This is a genomic window from Pseudomonas sp. Leaf127 (genome assembly GCF_001423155.1).
In the GTDB taxonomy this organism is placed as follows: domain Bacteria; phylum Pseudomonadota; class Gammaproteobacteria; order Pseudomonadales; family Pseudomonadaceae; genus Aquipseudomonas; species Aquipseudomonas ovata.
On the sequence record NZ_LMOA01000012.1, the window covers coordinates 484813 to 502607 of the forward strand.

Sequence of the window (17795 nt, forward strand, 5' to 3'; positions counted from 1 at the left end):
TAGCGCTCGCAAAATTTGTGCAACGCCACAAATGCTGGACTGTGGACGCGTTCAAAATCTATGAAACGCCACAAATTTACGACTGCTACCCCATCCGGGATCTATGAAACGCCACAATTTTACGACTGCTAACGCAGCCGGTCGCGGGCAAGCGCGCTCCTACAAGACGTGAATCAGATGTGCGCTTACGGCAACTCCAGTAACTGGCTCAGGGCCTGGAACAGGTCCTCGGCATTTACCGGTTTCTGCAGTACCAGGCTGCCGGGCAGGTCCAGGCCCTGCAGCTCGGCGTAGCCGGTCAGGAACACCACGGGCAGGTGCGCAAAGCGTTCGCGCGCCGCATGGGCCATTTGTGCGCCGTTGAAGCCTGGCATGGCAAAATCGGTGAGCAGCAGGTCGACGTTTTCGTCGAGCATCTCCAATGCCTGCTCGCCGCTGCTGGCCTCGCGCACCTTGAAACCTTGCATCCGCAGCATGTCACCGACCAGATCGCGCACCGGATCATCGTCGTCCACCAGCAGAATGGCGCGGTCATGGCCATTGCCGGCCGGTGCCAGCGGGACGCGGCCCGAGGCCTGTGGCTGGCACTGCTGCTGCACGAGTGTTTCGGGCGTGTGTGGCACTGCCGGCAGGTAAACGCTCACTTGCGTGCCGCGCCCCGGTGCGGTGTCGATGCTCACGCCGCCGCCCGACTGCTTGGCGAAGCCAAAGACCTGGGCCAGGCCCAGGCCTGAGCCCTTGCCGATGTCCTTGGTGGTGAAAAAGGGCTCGAACACCTTGGCCAGCACGTCCTGACTCATGCCTGAGCCGGTGTCGCGAATCGACAGCACTACGTAATCGCCGCAGTCGGGATCTTCCGGGCGTTGTGGTGGGGTGTCGACATGGGTGTTGCGCGTGCACAGGGTCAGTTGCCCGCCGTTGGGCATGGCGTCGCGGGCGTTGATCGCCAGGTTGAGAATGATCATCTCGGTCTGGGTCGGGTCGGTCAGCGCCTGCCAGAGGTCCTCGGACAGGTCCAGACGCACCAGGATGTTGCCGCCCAGGGTGCGGCGCAGCAGCTCTTCCAGCCCGCGCAGGGTCTCATTGAGGTGCAATGCCACCGGTTCCAGGCGCTGGCGTCGCGAGAACGCCAGCAACTGCGAAGTGAGCTTGGCGCCACGCTCACCGGCTTCGCGAATGTGCTTGAGACGCCGGGTGGCTTTTTCCAGGTCCTGTTTGCTCAGGTCGCGCTCGAGAAAACTGGAGCCGGTGATGATCACGGTCAGCAGGTTGTTGAAGTCGTGGGCAACGCCGGCGGTCAACTGGCCGACCGCTTCCAGGCGTTGCATCTGTTGCAGCGCCGCCTCGATGCGCTCGCGCTCGGCAATCTGGTCGCGCAGGCGGGTGTTGGCTTCGGCCAGCCCCTGGGTAGCCTCGCGCTCACTGGTGATGTCGCGTGCCACCACATACAGCAGGGTGTCTTCAGGCACCACCACCCAGGACAGCCAGCGCTGGCTGCCACTGGCGTGACGAATGCGGCCGGTAAAACGCACGCTGCTGTGGTTGCGGGCCAGGATCGCCAGTTCAGCCAGGAAGGCGTCACGGTCCTCGTCGGGCAGCAGTTCCATCAACGAGGTCTGGGCCAGGGCCTGGCGGGTAAAGCCCAGGGCATTCTCCCAGGCCGGGTTGAGAGCCACCGGCGTCAGATCCTTGTTGAGCACGCCCAGCAGGTCCTGGGACAACTCCCAGGCGCGGTCGCGTTCGCGGGTGCGGCGCTCGACCCGCTCACCAAGCATTTCGTTGAGCTGCCTGAGCGCCTGGGTGGCCTGGCGTTGCTGATGGATGTCCTGCAACACCCCGGAAAAGCGCACGCACCGGCCATCGACCACCCGGGCCTGGCCGCTGCTGAGCAACCAGCGCGGTTCCTGGCCTGCGGTCACACAGCGAAACTCCATGCGGTAGCGGCCATCACTGTCGGGCGCCATGGCGCGCTCCACGGCCTGGCGCACGGTCGGCTCGTCATCGGCATGGATGCCGGCGTAGAACAGCTCGATGTGCATCTCGGTGTCTGACGGCAAACCGAACAGGGCCTTGCACCGGCCATCCCAGATCAGCAGGTCTTCTGTGGGCCGATAATCCCAGGTGCCCATGCCGGCGGCATCGATGGCGATGCGGGCGCGGGCCTCGACATCGGCCAGGGCTTCTTCGGCACGGCGCCGGCGCTGGCGTTCCTGGACCTCGGTCAGGGCGCGCTTGACGGCCTTGGGCAGCAGCGACAGATTCTTTTTCAGAATGTAGTCGGTGGCGCCCAGGCGGATCATCTCCACGGCGTGCTCTTCGCCATACACGCCGGACAGGAAGATGAACGGCGTGTCGGGCGCCAGGCACTGGGCAATGGCCAGCACATCGCTGCCCGACGAGCCGGGCAGCACGCAGTCGCACAGGATCAGGTCAAAGCGGTGTTCTTGCAGGGCCTGTTGTGCGCCGACATGGTCGTAGACCTGTCGGGCCTGGATCAGCAGATCGCCGCGTTCCAGGCGCAACAGGGTCAGCTCGGCGTCCATCGAGCTGTCTTCGACTATCAAGAGTTTTATCGGCTTGGACAACTTCCAGGCTCCGTCAGTTATTGCGTCGACGATTCAGACGCAACGACCCCGGCGGAGGTTCATTAAGCACGGCCCAGAAAATACCCAGGTCGGAAATCGCCGCCACGAACTCCTTGAACTCTACAGGCTTGACCACGTAGGCATTGACGCCCAGCTCGTAGGCGCGCAACAGGTCGGGCTCCTCGCGCGAGGAGGTCAGCATCACCGTGGGGATGCTGCGCAGCTCCGGGGTGTCGCGCACCACCTTGAGCACCTCCAGGCCATCGACCTTGGGCAGCTTGAGGTCCAGCAGCAGCACGGCCGGGTTACCGTCGTCGCGGGCGGCGAAGGCATTGCGGCGCAGCAGGTAGTCCAGGGCGTCGGCACCGTCGCGCAGCACGATGACTTCGTTGGCCAACTGGCTGCGCTCCAGCGCGACAAGCGTCAACTCCAGGTCCCTGGGGTTGTCTTCGACCAACAGAATGGGTTTGAGCATCTTCAACGGTTTCCATCAATCATGTGAAATGTGGCGGGGCAGGGCAAAGTAGAACGTCGCGCCCTGGTCGATCTGGCCTTCGGCCCAGACCCTGCCGTCGTGCCGCTCAATGATACGCCGGACACTGGCAAGGCCAATACCGGTGCCTTCGAAATCTTCCATCCGGTGCAGGCGCTGGAACACCCCGAACAGCTTGTTGGCATAGGCCATGTCGAACCCGACACCGTTGTCGCGAATGTACACCACGGTTTCATCGCGGGTCTTGTCGGCGCCGATTTCGATGCGTGCCGGGGCGCGGTCACGGGTGTACTTGATGGCATTGGCAATCAGATTCTGCAGGGCCAGGTTGATAAAGGCCGGGTCGGCGATCACTTTGGGCAGGGCGGCCACTTCCCAGACAATGTCCCGACCCTCGTAGTCGGGCTTCAGATCGAGTCGTATGGATTCGACCAGCGCATTGAGGTCGACATCGGACATGTGCAGCGCCGAACGACCCATCTGCGAAAAATTGAGCAGGTTGTCGACCAGCGTGCCGGCAAAACGTGCCGCATCTTCTATATGTTTCAAAAAGCGCAGCCCACGCTCGGACAGCGCCGAGCCTTCGATCTCGCTCAGCAGCTCGGTGTAACCGGCAATATGCCGCAGCGGTGCGCGCAGGTCGTGGGAGACGCTGTAGGAGAACGCCTCAAGCTCCTTGTTCGAACGCAACAGCTCGCCGGTCAGTTGCGCCAGCTCTTCGGCCTTGCGCAGCACGATGCCCAGCACCGCGCCGCGCAATTCGGTCGCGCCTTCGATGATCCAGGGGTGCCAGGGCGCCGAGTAGCCGCGCACTTCCTGTTGCCAGGTGTCGAAGCTGTGCCGCGGACTGAGGCTGCCCTGGGCGTTGATGTCTTTCTCGGGGCGGCCGGCCCAGTTCACCGTACGCGCCTGCTCAGGGCGGAACCACACCAGGTAGTGCGAGTGGATCTGGGAAATGGCCACCGCCAGCACACCGGCGGCGTGGCGCGCCAGCTCCGGCAGTTCTTCGATGTCGCGCTGCACATTGTCGGTGTGGAAGATCGTCTCGTCGCTGCGATGTGCCAGCCAGTGCACCAGCGCATTGACCAGAGAGGCAGGCGGGGTGCTGCCGATCAGGTCGCAGCGGTCGGCGGAAATGATCGCGGCCCCCTGGGCGTCGGCAAACGCCAGCAGCACCTGCGGCAATTGCAGCAAGCCTTCGCTGACACTGTCGTGGTCGGCCATCGAGGACAACATCTGCACGATGCGCTGACGCTGGTCGAGCAACTGCCGGGTGCTGGCATGCGATTCGTACGATTCGATCTGCAGCGACAGCACGCTGCCGAGCAATTCACACGCGGTACGGGTCTGGAAGTCGACCGGGCGTGGCTGCTCGTGGTGGCAGGAAATCAGCCCCCAGAGCTTGCCGCCGACCACGATCGACAGCGACATCGACGCCATCGTGCCCATGTTGCGCATGTATTGCAGGTGCACCGGCGAGACGCTGCGCAGCGACGTGAAGGTCATGTCCAGCGGTTTGCCGGTGTGCGGGTTGAGTGTCGGCACCAGCGGCGAGGGCTGGTAGTTGGCATCCTGGATCAGGCGAATCCGGTTGATGCGGTACAGTTCGCGCGCCTGCGCGGGGATGTCGGACGCCGGAAAGCTCAGGCCCAGGTAGTTGGGATAACCGGGATCGGCTTGCTCGGCCAGCACCAGGCCGTTGCCGTCGGCGTCGAAACGGTAGGCCTTGACCCGGCCGAAACCGGTGATGCGCTTGATCTGTTGCACCGAGCTTTGCAGCAGGGCTTCAAGACTCGAAAGCTGCTGCAGGCCGCTGACGAAAGCACGCACCAAGGGGTAGAAATCGCCACGGACAGGCCCGTGATCAGCGCGGACCGGCTCGAGCTCGACGATCAGCACCTGATCGTGGCGATGCACCAGTACGGTCAGGCGCGGCGCATCTGGCGATCCATGGCGCAGACGCACGTCACCAATATGAAAGGGATATATTTCCTGGTCGGGCAGGCGGTCCAGGTGCTGGTTCAGGTCGAAGTCTTCGCTCACCAGTTCGGCGAAATGACGCCCTGGCAGCTGGATAGCAGGCATCCCCAGCCAGTGTTCGGCATTTTCGCTGGCCTGCAGGATCTGCAGGCTGGCTTCATCGACCACCAGCACAAAGCCATGCGGCTGGATGCTGCCGGGAATCTGGATCGGTTCCTGGCTGCAACGCTCAATGGCTTGATTCAATGCGGTGTCGGCAGTAGACAAGAGAGATTCTCCTGGAGTGTCCGTTCTATCGAGGCCGGAGGCTCTGGCGCAGGATCTGTCTTGTGCACGGTATCAGAAAGTGGCCAAAAACGCTGTGTTGCGCATGCAAAAGCATTCAATCGAACGCAGAAATACTGCCTTGGCCTGCGCAGTACGGCCTGGTCGTGCGGTCACTCATGAACAGCGTGAAAAGCATGCTTCACAGGCGACAGATGAGTGCCTTTTCATGACCCGGAACGGCAGAAATTTTCAGTGGCCGTGCTGACGTTCGGCATCGGCCCGTTTTTTCAGGTAGATACGTGTGGCAACGGCGGGCGCGTCACTGGCCACGGAAATTTCGTAATGGTGCTCGTCACGCTCGCCGAGCACCGCTTCCAGGGCGCCGAGTCCCTCGACATCCTCATTGAAGGCCGCGAACAGTTGCTCGTGCATGTACTCGCCCAGGGCCTCGTCGTGCCGGGCAAAGTCGCGACCGTGGACAATGAAGTAATGCAGGCTGTTGGCGGTTTCCGGGGTCAGGATGTGTGCGGTACGAATGCGGTATTCCTGGCGCTGCCCGACGGGTTGGGCGCTGTCGTAGAAGGTCACGCTGACCCGGTGCAGGGCCGGCGATAAAAATTCCGAGGTGGCAATGCGCGCAGCACTGGCACAGCCTTCCAGACCTGTCGTCTTGCCCCATACCGGCGACAGGGTCGTGGGCACCACTTCGCGGATCAGGGTGTAGTGGCCTTCCTTGAGATCGAGTTTGTACGGTGCGCTGGCATAGTCCGGCGTGCCGATGGTGTTGGCATGCAGAAAGCTCAGGTGCGTCAGGTCCATGAGGTTTTCGTGCAAGCTGACGTAGTTGCCCGGGTGATGAAAATAGCCTGAGGAACAGGCCCAGTCCGGGTCCTCGATCCATGCCTGCTGCGGAATCTGCGTGGCATCGGCCAGGGCCTGTTCGCCCAGCCAGATCCAGAGTAACGGTCCCTGGCGCACCAAGGGATAGCGACGTACGCCAATGCCGCGCGGGCAGTTCTTCTGCGAGGGCACCTGGGCCAGGTCACCCGAGGCGTCATAGCGAAAGCCGTGGTAGCCACACACAATGGTGTCGCCCTCCAGGTGGCTGCGCGAGAGCGGGAACGAGCGATGGGCGCAGCGATCCTCCAGGGCAATCGGTTCGCCCGCCTCGGTGCGGTACATGACCACCCGGCGGTCGAGCAGGCGGCGGGCCAGCAAGTGACGGCCTACCTCGTTGTCAAAGGCGGCGACATACCATTCGTTATAGATGAACGGCGTATCGCGGTTGGCCATGGATTCGCTGGCCTTGCGGGCATGCGCAATAAGGGTGGGGGTGGGTAATGACATGAGCGGGTTCCTTCAGGGCAATTGAAACGGTTCAGAGATCCAGCACCAGGCGTTCGCTCAGGGCCCTGGAAACACAGATCATCAGGCTGCGGCCTTCGGCCTTGTCGGTTTCCGAGAGGATCAGGTCACGGTGGTCCGGTATCCCTGCGCAGACGGGCGTCTCGCAACTGCCGCAGAGGCCTGCCCGGCACGAGAACGGCAGATTGATGCCATCGGCCTCAAGGGCCTCGAGAATGCTTTGGCCGGGGGCCACCCAGAGGCTGCGGTCACTGCGCTGCAAGTGCAGGGTAAAACCGCTGTCGGCTTCAGGGCTGCCCGGCTCTGTGCCCGGTGGTGCTGCGTTGAACCGTTCGACGTGCACGCGCTCGCGGCGAGGCCCGGCCGCAGCATTCAGGGCGTCGAGCATGGGGGCCGGGCCGCAGGCGTACAGGTGCTCGTCTTCGTGCAGCGAATCAAGCAGAGCCGCAACGTCGAGATGACATCCCGCCTCGTCGGTGACGTGCAGGTGCACCCGGTCAGGGTCCAGGTCGCGCAGGACTTCGTAGAACGCGGCGCGCTGTCGGTTACGCACGCAGTACACCAGCCGCCAGTCCTTGTCGTTGGCCTGGCACCAGCGCAGCATCGCCAGGATGGGGGTAATACCGATGCCGCCGGCCACCAGGCAGTAGCGCTGCAAGCGTTCGTCCAGCGCAAAATGGTTACGTGGAAGGCTGCTGGCCAGCGTATCGCCCAGGCGCAATTGCTGATGCACAACGCGTGATCCGCCGCGGCTTTCAGGGGGCAGGCCCACGGCGATGACATAACGATCGCGTTCCCGAGGGTCGTTGAGCAGTGAATAATGCCGAGGCAAGTGGCCGGCGATGAGCAGTTCCAGGTGCGCGCCTGCAGTGAAGGGCGCAAGAGGCTGGTCATCGACTGCACGCAGTTCGATCAGCACCACGTCCTTGGCTTCAGCCGCGTAGTGGGTGACGCGCAGGTTCAAGGGATGAAGGTTCATCAGCGGTTCCGCTCATTGTTGTTGTCGGCGCCAGCTTACGGGTGAGGGCGGGGCAGGGCTGTCATCCCTGAAGTGGACAAGGCCGGGGATTGCCAGCAGACTGATGATTAACAGGTTAACTATCTGGTGGTCCGACCCTACAGGGTGCCCCATAACAATAATTGTCCGAGGGCGGCATGATCCGGCTCAGCACTCCCCAGGCATCGGCCCTGCCTCTAGACGTGCGTCTTTTCAGCGACCTGACGTGCGCTCTGGGCACCGCAAACTTTCCGGTCGCACTGCTGGAGTACCTGGGGCAATGGGCGGCCTGTCAGCATTTTTCCGTGCTGCGCATGGACGGTGCCCGGCCACAGCTTTTGGCTGCCGGCACCCGTCATCATGACCCAAGCCTGGTGCTGCGCTGCGGTCAGGCCTATATCGAGCACTACCATCGCCATGATCCCTTGTTCGAGCCCATGAAGGCCGCGCCGGGGCAGGTGGGCCATCTGCTGGCCCGGGACATCCGCCATCTGCCTTATCGCGAAGCGATTTATGTGCGCCATGACATGATTGAGCGGGTGTCGAGCATCTATCTGGATGAACAGGCCCGTCCCGTGCAGTTCAACCTCTACAGGCATCAGGATCAGGGATTCTTCAACGACCGTGAGTTGCAGATGTGCGAAGCGCTCAATCCGGCGCTGTTGCAGCTGGTGCGGGGGCACCTGGCCCTGGTCGGTCTTCAGCCGGCCAAGGATCACCGCCAGCCGTTGCTGCAGCGCTGTCCCGACCTTACCGTGCAAGAACTGAACATCTGCAGCCGTCTGCTGCAGGGCATGACCCACGCCGGGATCGCCGCCGACCTGGGCATCAAGGAAAGCACCGTGAAAACCTACCGCAACCGGGCATTCCAGCGGCTGGGGATAAACTTTCGCAGCCAACTGTTCGCCCTGTTCGCGCGTTAGTTATGAACGCAGTGACTCACATGGTCCTCCTTGAGCAGCGGCGCGTCGATGGCATGGATCACCCCGCACGCCAGGGCCTGTTGCGGGTCGAGGATGCGCGGGGCGGCCGTCAGGTACTTTTCGGTTTCAAGGGTTTCCTGCGCGCCCTGGGTGCGCTCGGCCAGGATGCGGCAGTACAGGTGCATGTCGTAGTCCAGGCTCATGGTGTATTCGGACATCCGTGAGTGGTCCACCGCGCCACTGAGGTGCCAGTGAAAGGGGTGGAACAGAAACTTGCTGTGCGGGGAGGCGGTGCGATGCTCGCCGGCCATGAAGATGACATTGCCCATCGATTCGATCGTGCCCAGGTTATGGGTGTGCACCGGCATGGGTAAGGTCAGGAGAAAGTTGTACAGGCTGAAGCCATAACTGCATTCGCCGCCCATGGTTGCCAGGTTGATCACCAGGCGGGTGGCTTGCTGTTGTGCAGCCAACGAGGCTTTTTCAATCAGTTTGCCGCAGGTGGCCGAGTTGATCGGGGCCGTGAAATTGATGATATGAACCGCCATGTCCAGCACCTCATTGTCGATGAGCGCTGACAGCAGGGTTTCAGGGGCCTGATAGGAGCGCTCCACATCGAATGTCGATATTGCTTATCCAGAGAATAGCAACGCTTTGGATGGATCGCTGCACGGTGCGCCACACGGCGTGCCCAGGCTTGAAGCCTGGGCACGCTTTGACCTCAGTCCAGGTCGGCTGCTTCGTGACGCTCGGCCACCTGGCTGGCTTCATCGCCCCAGGTGCGGTTGACCCGCTGACCGCGCTGCACGGCCGGGCGTTTGGCAATGTCCTCGGCCCAGCGCTGCACGTGGGTGTAGTCCTGCACCGACAGGAATTCGGCCGCCGAGTACAGGTGGCCACGCACCAGTTGGCCGTACCACGGCCAGACCGCAATGTCGGCAATGCTATAGGTGTCGCCGCCCAGGTACGGGCTTTCGGCCAGGCGCCGATCAAGCACATCCAGCTGGCGCTTGGCTTCCATGGCGAAGCGATTGATCGGGTACTCCAGTTTTTCGGGTGCATAGGCATAGAAATGCCCGAAGCCGCCGCCCAGGTAGGGCGCCGCGCCCATTTGCCAGAACAGCCAGTTCAGGGTTTCGGCACGGCCGGCCGGGTCCTTGGGCAGGAATTCACCGAACTTCTCTGCCAGATACAGCAGAATCGAGCCCGACTCGAACAAGCGAATCGGTGGCTCGACGCTGCGGTCCAGCAGGGCCGGAATCTTCGAATTGGGGTTGATCTCGACAAAGCCACTGGAAAACTGCTCGCCTTCACCGATGCGGATCAGCCAGGCATCGTATTCCGCGCCGGTGTGCCCCAGGGCCAACAGCTCTTCAAGCAGGATGGTCACTTTCACGCCATTGGGCGTGGCCAGCGAGTGCAGTTGCAGCGGGTGCTTGCCGACCGGCAGGGTCTTGTCATGGGTAGGGCCGGCGACTGGCCGGTTGATGCTGGCAAAGTTGCCGCCGGACGGGGCTTCGTGGGTCCATACCTTGGGCGGAACGTAAACGGGTTGGGTCATGCCGGAAAATCTCCTGGGGGTCGCCGCCGATGGCTGAGCAAGGCGCGACGGTATTCTAAGGGTCAGAATCAGGCCGTATGTCGGTCTGGACAGACGCCATCATGGCGCAGGTTGTGCCGGATGGGCAGCCCCGATGAAGCGCCTGTCGATGCATGTACATCAAGGCTATAGATAATCACCATCGGCCGTGATAGCAAAGCCGCCTTGCTGGATGCGGCATAAGAAATCATAATGAAAATCAATCCCATCAAGGTTGCCCGCTTTTGCAGGTCATTGATTTGTCTTGGCATCGCAGCGCTCGCGTGGTGATTCAATCTATCTGAGGTCTACCCGCCAAGAGGTGCTGCACATGCTCAATCGCGACAAGGGATGGACACGCCTGGCCGCCGGCGCCGTGCTCGCCGTACTGGCCCTGACCACGACGCTTGCGGCGCAGGCCCAGGACAAACTCAAGGTGGTCACCACCTTTACCGTCATTGCCGACATGGCGCGCAATGTCGCAGGCGAAGCCGCTACGGTGGAATCAATCACCAGGCCCGGTGCCGAAATCCACAACTACTCGCCCACACCGGGCGACCTGCGCCGTGCCCAGGGCGCACAACTGATCCTGTGGAACGGCCTGAACCTGGAACTGTGGTTCGAAAAATTCTTCCAGAATCTCAAGAATGTCCCCAGCGTGGTGGTGTCCCAGGGCATCGAGCCCATGAGCATCGGCGAGGGGCCGTACACCGGCAAGCCCAACCCGCATGCCTGGATGTCCTCGGCCAATGCGCTGATCTACATCGATAACATCCGCGACGCCTTCATCCAGTACGACCCGGCCAATGCCGACACCTACCGCCGCAATGCCGAGGCCTACAAGGCACGGATCCAGGCGGCGATCACGCCGTTGCGTGAACAGTTGCAACAGCTCGCGCCGGATCAGCGCTGGCTGGTCACCAGTGAAGGAGCCTTTTCTTACCTGGCCCGCGACCTGGCGCTCAAGGAACTGTACCTGTGGCCGATCAACGCCGACCAGCAAGGCACGCCGCAGCAAGTGCGCAAGGTCATCGACAAGGTCAGGGCGCAGCACATTGCCACGGTGTTCAGCGAAAGCACCGTGTCGGATAAACCGGCCCGCCAGGTTGCCCGCGAAACCGGCGCGCATTACGGTGGTGTCCTGTATGTCGACTCGCTCAGCGAGCCCGAGGGCCCGGTGCCGACCTACATCGACCTGCTGCGCGTAACCCTCGAAACCCTGGCCAAAGGCCTGCAGGCTGGACAGCCCCATGACTGATTCGACGATCGCAACCGGGCACCTGGGCGGACCCGGCATTGACGTGGCCGATGTCACGGTGACCTACCGCAATGGCCACACCGCCCTGCGCGAGGCCAGCTTCAGCATCCCGGCCGGCACCATCACCGCCCTGGTGGGTGTCAATGGCGCCGGCAAATCGACCTTGTTCAAGGCCTTGATGGGCTTTGTCGGCCTGGCCCGGGGCGACATCCGCGTGCTGGGGCTGTCGGTGCGCGAGGTGCTCAAGCGCAACCTGGTGGCCTATGTGCCGCAGGCCGAGGAGGTTGACTGGAGCTTTCCGGTGCTGGTCGAAGACGTGGTGATGATGGGCCGTTATGGCCACATGGGCATGTTGCGCATCGCCCGCAAGCAGGACCGCGAGGCCGTGGCGGCCGCGCTGGCGCGGGTGGGCATGACCGAACTGGCCAGGCGCCAGATCGGCGAACTGTCCGGTGGGCAGAAAAAGCGTGTGTTCCTCGCCCGGGCGCTGGCCCAGGACGGTCGGGTCATTCTGCTCGACGAACCGTTCACCGGGGTCGACGTCAATACCGAAGACCAGATCATCGCGCTGCTGCGTGAGTTGCGTGATGAGGGGCGGGTAATGCTGGTCTCGACCCACAACCTGGGCTCGGTGCCGGAGTTCTGCGACCGCACCGTGCTGGTGAAAAACACCGTGCTGGCCTACGGCCTGACCGAAGAGGTGTTCACCCAGGGCAACCTGGAACAGGCCTTCGGCGGCGTGCTGCGGCACTTCATGATCAACCATGCCTTGGGCGATGCCGGGCAGCGGGTCGGCATCTTCACCGACGATGAGCGGCCGCTGGTGATCCGCGACGGTGTGGCCAGCCGCCGGGGCGACGGAGCCTCGCCATCGTGATTGCCAGCCTGCTCGATCCGTTCGCTTACGAATACATGCGCAACGCCATGTGGGTCTCGGCCCTGGTCGGCGGGGTGTGCGCCTTTCTGTCGTGCTACCTGATGCTGCGCGGCTGGTCGCTGATCGGCGATGCACTGTCGCACTCGATCGTGCCCGGTGTGGCTGGTGCCTACATGCTCGGCCTGCCGTTCTCGATCGGCGCCTTTTTTTCCGGCGGGCTGGCGGCGGCGTGCATGCTGTTTCTCAACCAGCGCAGCAAGCTCAAGGAGGATGTGATCATCGGCCTGATCTTCACCTCGTTCTTTGGCCTTGGGCTGTTCATGGTCTCGCTGTCGCCCACCTCGGTGAACATCCAGACCATCGTGCAAGGCAATATCCTCGCCATCAGCCCCACCGACACGCTGCAACTGGTGATCATCGGCGTGGTGTCGCTGCTGATCCTGACCGCCAAATGGAAAGACCTGATGGTGACCTTCTTCGATGAAAGCCATGCGCGCTCCATCGGCCTGAACCCGACCCTGCTCAAGGGCGTTTTCTTTACCTTGCTGTCGGCCTGTACGGTCGCGGCCTTGCAGACCGTCGGGGCCTTTCTGGTGATCTGCATGGTCATCACGCCGGGGGCCACGGCCTACCTGCTCACCGACCGCTTCGAGCGGCTGCTGATCATTGCGGTGAGCATCGGCGCATTGACCAGTTTTTGCGGCGCCTACCTGAGCTACTTTCTCGACGGCGCCACCGGCGGCATCATTGTCGTGTTGCAGACGCTGATCTTCCTCGGCGCGTTCTTCCTGGCCCCCAAGCACGGCATGCTGGCGTCGCGCCGGCGGGGTCGCGCGGCCCTGGAGGTGACGCCATGAGCCTGCTGGAATGGCTGCTCAGTCCGTTGCAGTTCGACTTCATGGTCAATGCGCTGATCGTCGCGGTGCTGGTCTCGCTGCCGATGGCCTTGTTGTCGTGCTTTCTGGTGCTGCGCGGCTGGGCGCTGATGGGCGATGCAGTGTCCCACGCAGTGTTTCCCGGCGTGGTCATTGCCTACATCATCAACATTCCCTACGCCATCGGTGCCTTTGTCGCCGGCATGGGCTGCGCCATCGCCTCGGGTTTTCTCAAGGACAACAGCCGTATCAAACAGGACACGGTGATGGGCGTGGTGTACTCGGGCATGTTCGGCCTGGGCCTGGTGCTGTACGTGAAGATCGAGTCCAGCGTGCACCTGGACCACATCCTGTTCGGTGACATTCTGGGCGTCGGCCGGCAAGACATCCTGGGCTCGGCCGCGATTGCGGCACTGACACTGTTAATCATTGGCCTGAAATGGAAGGACCTGCTGCTGCACGCCTTCGATCCGGCCCATGCCCGGGCGGTCGGGCTGCGGGTGCGGCTGTTGCACTACGGGCTGCTCAGCCTGATCTCGCTGACCATCGTCGGTGCGCTCAAGGCCGCCGGCATCATCCTGGCGATTTCCCTGTTGATCGCCCCGGGGGCCATTGCCCTGCTGCTGACCCGTACCTTCAAGGCCATGTTGCTGATGGCCATGGCGATTGCCGTCGCAGCGGCGTTTCTGGGGGTGTACTTGGCGTTTTTCATCGACAGCGCCCCGGCGCCGACCATCGTGCTGTTGTACACGATGCTGTTCATCGGCGCGTTCATCCGTACCACCGTGCAGCAGGCACGCAGCGCCAGGGCGACCTGAAAGGGCCCGATCAAGTGATCAGGGTCACCGCCAGCGGCACTGACACCAGCGCCATCAGGGTACTGGCCATCACCGCCATCGCGGCCTTTTCCGGGTGCACGCCCAGGTTATTGGCAATCAGTACGGTGTTGCTGGCCATGGGCGTGGACAGCATCAGCGCCACCACCGCCAGGGTGGTGGTCGGCAGGTCGAGCAACAGGTAGCACACCAGCCCGCCGAACAGCGGGTAGGCCAGGTGCTTCCAGCCCAGGGCAAAGGCCATGAACTTCCAGTCGATTTCCAGCTTGCGAAAGCTCGACAGCGTGATGCCGATGGCCATCATGCCCAGCACGCTGTAGGCGCCCTTGAAAGTGTCCATGCCGCTGATCAGGATCGGGCTGATCGTGATCCCGAAGGTTTTCAGGCCCATGGCCAGTGCAGCGGCATACAGGATCGGCAGGCGGGCGATGCGCAGCAGGCATTGACGGGCGGTCATCACCCCGCGGGCGACGATGAAGTAGCCCACGGTGAATTCATACAGCGCGCAGCCAATGATGATGAAAATGCCGATGGCGATCTGCGGTGGGGCAAACAGCGCGAACAGAATCGGCAAGGCGAAATAGCCGGTGTTGCCGGTGCCGCCGGCAAAGCCCAGCAGGTTGGCGCGGGCGTCCTTCCAGAACAGCCGGGCACTGAACAGTGCCAGCACCCCGGCGCTGGAGGCCACCAGGTAGGTGCCCAGCGAATAGGTCAGGTACGACCAGTCGGCCGGCGACAGGTAGATGGCCTGGAAAATCGCCACCGGAGAAATGACATAGATCAGCAGCGTGGCCAGGTCCTGGGCCTTGATCTGCAACTGGCGACCGGCGACATAACCCAGGCCGGCAATGCCGATCTGAAACAGGACGCGGGTGAGAATCTCGAACTCCATGGGGGCTTCCATTCGGGTCATCGGGGGCAGTCTGGGGGCTGTGTGCACAGCGCCGCACACTGTGCCGCCTTGATCCAGAGCTGTCCACCGCCCGGATTCAGCGCCTGCGCAACAGCAGCACGAAAAACACCCCGCCCAATGCGGCTGTGGCAATACCGATCGGCAGGTCCTGCGGCGCGATCAGGGTACGTGCTGCCACATCGACCCAGACCAGAAACAGCGCGCCGAGCAGGGCGCTGACCGGGATCAGCCGTCGGTGCTCGGCGCCGACTAGGTAGCGCGCCATGTGCGGCAGCATCAGCCCGACAAAACCAATGGCCCCGGACAACGACACCAGCACCCCGGTCAGCAGCGAGGTGCTGATAAACACTTGCCAGCGCACCCGACGCGTGTCAAAGCCCAGGCTGACGGCGGTGTGTTCGCCGCTCATCAGGGCATTGAGCGGGCGGGCCAGGGCGAGCAGGGCGATCAGGCCCGCCAGTACACACAGCGCCGGCAGGCCAAGCATGTCCCAGCGCGCCAGGCCCAGGCCGCCGAGCATCCAGAACATCACCGAGCCGGCCGCATGCGGATCGCCGATATACAGCAGCAGGTTGACCACGGCCATCAGCACAAACGACACCGCCACGCCGGCCAGCAGCAGCCGGTCGCTTTCCAGCCGCCCCTGCCGGCTGGCCAGGCTGAGCACCAGCAGCATGCTGCCCAGCGCTCCGACGAACGCCGCCAGTGGCAGGCTCAAGGCGCCGGCGAACGCGCCCAGGTGCATCACCACCAGCACCGCACCCAGCGCCGCCCCGGCACTGACCCCCAATAAATGCGGGTCGGCCAGCGGGTTGCGGGTCACCGCCTGCAAGGCCGTGCCGACCATCGCCAGCCCGGCCCCCACCAGCGCGCCCAGCAGCACCCGGGGTGCGCGGATCAGCCAGACGATCTGCTCCTGACCCCGGCTCCAGGGACCGTCGATGGCAAAACCCAGCTGTTGCAGCACGATGCCGCCCACCTGCATCGGCGACAGGTGCGCCGGCCCAAAGCCCAGCGCCAGCAGGCATGAGAGCACCAGCAACACCAGCAGCAATAAGACCAAGGCGCCGTAGCCGCGACGACTCACCCGGCCTTTCACCGCGCGGCCTCGGCAAACCGTTCCGGATGCAGCGCCTGGGCGAGGATTTCCAAGGCCTGCGCGTTGTGCAGCGACGGCGTGGCCTGGATATAGCTCAGCACCACAAAGCGCTGATGGCGGATGGCATCGACGCTTTGCAGGGCCGGGTGCTGCAGCAGAAAGTCACGCTTGGCCTGCCAGGACGTCGGGCCGTAATCGACGATCACCATGACCTCGGGGTTACGCTCCACCACGCTTTCCCAGTTGACCGAGACCCAGCTGCCGCTGACATCGTCCATCACGTTATGCCCGCCGGCGCCCTGGATCAGCGCCTGGGGCATGCCCAGCCGGCCCGAGGTCAGTGCTCGATCCTCGCCACTGTCATACAGAAACACCCGGGGACGCACCGGGTTGTCGCCCAAGGCTGCCTGCACGCGCTGCACCCGCTGCCGGGTCTGATCGATCAGCACCTGGGCGCGGGCCTCGACGGAAAAGATCCGGCCCAGGTTGCGCAGGTCGTTGTACAGGTCGGCAAAGCGTGCCTCATGCTGTCCCATGACGAACGAACACGATTCGCTCAATTCGTACACCGCAATGCCCAACGGCGCCAGGGTCTGTGGGGTCACCGGGCCACCGACGCGCATGCCGTAGTTCCAGCCGGCCACGTACAGGTCGGCGCCGACCGCCAGCAGGTTTTCCACCGACGGGTGGCGGGGGGCGATTTCCGGCAGGCCGGCCAGTTGGGCCCGCAGCGCGGGGTCGAGGGTTTTCCAGCCGCTGATGCCGGTAAAGCCGACCATGCGTTCGCGCAGGCCCAGCGCCAGCAGCATGTCGGTCATGTTCAGGTCATGGCTGACAGCACGTTGCGGCGCCTGGGTGAAGGTCACGTCGCGCTCGCAACTGCGCACGGTCAGTGGGTAGTCGCTGGCCTCGGCGACAGCCGCACAGGCCAGCGCCAGGTACAGGAAAAGGGGACGGATCATGCGTGGGTTATCCAGGTAATGCGTGGATGAGGGGCCCGCGGGTGGGTGTCGACCAGGGCCTGCACGCCGAATACATCAAGCAACAGTTCGGCGGTCAGCACCTCGGTGGGCGTGCCGCTGGCGATCAAGCGACCGTCGCACAGCACATACAGGCGGTCGCAGAACGCCGCGGCCAGGTTCAGGTCATGAAAGCTGGCCAGGGTGGCGAGTTTCAGGCGCCGCAGCAATTGCAGCAATTGCAGTTGATAGCGCGGGTCCAGATGATTGGTCGGCTCGTCGAGAATCAACAGCTCGGGTTGCTGCACCAGGGCGCGGGCCAGCAGCACGCGTTGCTTCTCACCGCCCGACAGGCTGGCGAACAGGCGCACGCCATACTCATGCAGGCCGGTGCGCTGCAGGGCCTGCTCGACCAGCGCCAGGTCCGCCGCGCTGTGCCCTTCGAACAGACCCTTGTGCGGCGCCCGGCCCAGGTGCACGACATCCAGCACCCGCAGGCCGAAGTCCTGGGGGAACTCCTGCTGCACCACGGCCATGCGCCGCGCGCTCCAGCGGGCCGACTGCTGCCACAGGTCCTGGCCATCGAGCCGCACCTGGCCGGCGGTGGGTTGATGCAAGCGCCAGGCACAGTGCAGCAGGCTGCTCTTGCCGCTGCCATTGGGACCGATCAGGCCGACGAATTCCTGCGCACCGACCTGCAGGTCGATGTCGGCCAGCCGGAACGCCCGCCCGGCCTCCCATGCCAGCCCTTCAAGGCTCAGACGGGGCATAAACACTCCTTGTCGAGGG

General features: G+C 63.5%; 16 protein-coding genes. 5 read left to right on the forward strand and 11 right to left on the reverse strand.

Annotated features, from left to right (window positions below; genetic code table 11):
• Nucleotides 1-185: 185 nt before the first annotated feature.
• The 5 genes from ASF84_RS10070 to ASF84_RS10090 form a co-directional block, all read right to left on the reverse strand.
• Entirely contained in the window at nucleotides 186-2543 is a 2358-nt protein-coding gene (locus ASF84_RS10070; RefSeq protein ID WP_056837763.1) for a response regulator, read from the reverse strand.
• Between the two features lie 55 nt (nucleotides 2544-2598).
• Entirely contained in the window at nucleotides 2599-3060 is a 462-nt protein-coding gene (locus ASF84_RS10075) for a response regulator (RefSeq protein ID WP_056837765.1), read from the reverse strand.
• 15 nt (nucleotides 3061-3075) lie between these two features.
• Nucleotides 3076-5325 (reverse strand): ATP-binding protein, encoded by a 2250-nt coding sequence (locus ASF84_RS10080; RefSeq protein ID WP_056837767.1) that lies wholly within the window; start codon nucleotides 5323-5325, stop codon nucleotides 3076-3078.
• A 249-nt stretch (nucleotides 5326-5574) separates the two neighbouring features.
• The gene (locus ASF84_RS10085; protein WP_056837768.1) at nucleotides 5575-6672 is read right to left on the reverse strand and encodes an aromatic ring-hydroxylating dioxygenase subunit alpha; all 1098 of its coding nucleotides are present in this window, start codon (nucleotides 6670-6672) and stop codon (nucleotides 5575-5577) included.
• 31 nt (nucleotides 6673-6703) lie between these two features.
• On the reverse strand, nucleotides 6704-7669 hold the full coding sequence (locus ASF84_RS10090) for a PDR/VanB family oxidoreductase (protein WP_056837770.1): 966 nt from the start codon (nucleotides 7667-7669) through the stop codon (nucleotides 6704-6706).
• A gap of 176 nt (nucleotides 7670-7845) precedes the next feature.
• Here ASF84_RS10090 and ASF84_RS10095 point away from each other — a divergent pair, with 176 nt between their 5' ends.
• Entirely contained in the window at nucleotides 7846-8610 is a 765-nt protein-coding gene (locus ASF84_RS10095) for a helix-turn-helix transcriptional regulator (protein WP_056837772.1), read from the forward strand.
• On the opposite strand, the gene ASF84_RS10100 is transcribed toward ASF84_RS10095, so the two are convergent.
• Both ASF84_RS10100 and yghU read right to left on the reverse strand, forming a co-directional pair.
• On the reverse strand, nucleotides 8607-9158 hold the full coding sequence (locus ASF84_RS10100) for an ATP-dependent Clp protease proteolytic subunit (protein ID WP_056838005.1): 552 nt from the start codon (nucleotides 9156-9158) through the stop codon (nucleotides 8607-8609). The genes ASF84_RS10095 and ASF84_RS10100 overlap by 4 nt on opposite strands.
• A gap of 173 nt (nucleotides 9159-9331) precedes the next feature.
• A complete protein-coding gene (gene yghU / locus ASF84_RS10105) occupies nucleotides 9332-10171 on the reverse strand; it encodes a glutathione-dependent disulfide-bond oxidoreductase (RefSeq protein ID WP_056837773.1) in 840 nt (279 codons plus the stop codon).
• A 349-nt stretch (nucleotides 10172-10520) separates the two neighbouring features.
• On the opposite strand from yghU, the gene ASF84_RS10110 reads away from it, so the two are divergent.
• Genes ASF84_RS10110 through ASF84_RS10125 form a run of 4 tightly spaced genes read left to right on the forward strand, consistent with a single transcriptional unit; the run spans nucleotide 10521 to nucleotide 14017 of the window.
• On the forward strand, nucleotides 10521-11447 hold the full coding sequence (locus ASF84_RS10110; RefSeq protein WP_082481490.1) for a metal ABC transporter substrate-binding protein: 927 nt from the start codon (nucleotides 10521-10523) through the stop codon (nucleotides 11445-11447).
• The gene (locus tag ASF84_RS10115) at nucleotides 11440-12324 is read left to right on the forward strand and encodes a manganese/iron ABC transporter ATP-binding protein (RefSeq protein WP_056837776.1); all 885 of its coding nucleotides are present in this window, start codon (nucleotides 11440-11442) and stop codon (nucleotides 12322-12324) included. The genes ASF84_RS10110 and ASF84_RS10115 overlap by 8 nt, the downstream gene beginning before the upstream one ends.
• Nucleotides 12321-13181, forward strand: coding sequence for a metal ABC transporter permease (locus ASF84_RS10120; protein ID WP_056837782.1), 861 nt, complete (start codon nucleotides 12321-12323; stop codon nucleotides 13179-13181). Before ASF84_RS10115 ends, ASF84_RS10120 begins: the two co-directional genes overlap by 4 nt.
• Nucleotides 13178-14017 (forward strand): metal ABC transporter permease, encoded by an 840-nt coding sequence (locus ASF84_RS10125; protein ID WP_056837784.1) that lies wholly within the window; start codon nucleotides 13178-13180, stop codon nucleotides 14015-14017. Before ASF84_RS10120 ends, ASF84_RS10125 begins: the two co-directional genes overlap by 4 nt.
• A gap of 10 nt (nucleotides 14018-14027) precedes the next feature.
• Here ASF84_RS10125 and ASF84_RS10130 read toward each other — a convergent pair whose 3' ends face one another.
• The 4 genes from ASF84_RS10130 to ASF84_RS10145 form a co-directional block, all read right to left on the reverse strand.
• The gene (locus tag ASF84_RS10130; protein WP_056837786.1) at nucleotides 14028-14927 is read right to left on the reverse strand and encodes an AEC family transporter; all 900 of its coding nucleotides are present in this window, start codon (nucleotides 14925-14927) and stop codon (nucleotides 14028-14030) included.
• Between the two features lie 97 nt (nucleotides 14928-15024).
• Nucleotides 15025-16035 (reverse strand): FecCD family ABC transporter permease, encoded by a 1011-nt coding sequence (locus ASF84_RS10135; protein ID WP_056838010.1) that lies wholly within the window; start codon nucleotides 16033-16035, stop codon nucleotides 15025-15027.
• Nucleotides 16036-16043: 8 nt separating this feature from the next.
• Nucleotides 16044-17009 carry an ABC transporter substrate-binding protein gene (locus ASF84_RS10140; protein ID WP_056837789.1) on the reverse strand — a complete coding sequence of 322 codons (966 nt, stop codon included), beginning with the start codon at nucleotides 17007-17009 and terminating at the stop codon, nucleotides 16044-16046.
• Nucleotides 17006-17776, reverse strand: coding sequence for an ABC transporter ATP-binding protein (locus tag ASF84_RS10145; RefSeq protein WP_056837792.1), 771 nt, complete (start codon nucleotides 17774-17776; stop codon nucleotides 17006-17008). Before ASF84_RS10145 ends, ASF84_RS10140 begins: the two co-directional genes overlap by 4 nt.
• Between the last annotated feature and the right edge of the window lie 19 nt (nucleotides 17777-17795).

Coding starts and splice junctions, on each gene's coding strand:
- ASF84_RS10070 (WP_056837763.1), bottom strand. CDS start 2,543: ATGGACGCCGAGCTGACCCTGTTGCGCCTGGAACGCGGCGATCTGCTG.
- ASF84_RS10075 (WP_056837765.1), bottom strand. CDS start 3,060: ATGCTCAAACCCATTCTGTTGGTCGAAGACAACCCCAGGGACCTGGAG.
- ASF84_RS10085 (WP_056837768.1), bottom strand. CDS start 6,672: ATGTCATTACCCACCCCCACCCTTATTGCGCATGCCCGCAAGGCCAGC.
- ASF84_RS10090 (WP_056837770.1), bottom strand. CDS start 7,669: ATGAACCTTCATCCCTTGAACCTGCGCGTCACCCACTACGCGGCTGAA.
- ASF84_RS10095 (WP_056837772.1), top strand. CDS start 7,846: ATGATCCGGCTCAGCACTCCCCAGGCATCGGCCCTGCCTCTAGACGTG.
- ASF84_RS10100 (WP_056838005.1), bottom strand. CDS start 9,158: ATGGCGGTTCATATCATCAATTTCACGGCCCCGATCAACTCGGCCACC.
- yghU (WP_056837773.1), bottom strand. CDS start 10,171: ATGACCCAACCCGTTTACGTTCCGCCCAAGGTATGGACCCACGAAGCC.
- ASF84_RS10110 (WP_082481490.1), top strand. CDS start 10,521: ATGCTCAATCGCGACAAGGGATGGACACGCCTGGCCGCCGGCGCCGTG.
- ASF84_RS10115 (WP_056837776.1), top strand. CDS start 11,440: ATGACTGATTCGACGATCGCAACCGGGCACCTGGGCGGACCCGGCATT.
- ASF84_RS10125 (WP_056837784.1), top strand. CDS start 13,178: ATGAGCCTGCTGGAATGGCTGCTCAGTCCGTTGCAGTTCGACTTCATG.
- ASF84_RS10130 (WP_056837786.1), bottom strand. CDS start 14,927: ATGGAGTTCGAGATTCTCACCCGCGTCCTGTTTCAGATCGGCATTGCC.
- ASF84_RS10140 (WP_056837789.1), bottom strand. CDS start 17,009: ATGATCCGTCCCCTTTTCCTGTACCTGGCGCTGGCCTGTGCGGCTGTC.
- ASF84_RS10145 (WP_056837792.1), bottom strand. CDS start 17,776: ATGCCCCGTCTGAGCCTTGAAGGGCTGGCATGGGAGGCCGGGCGGGCG.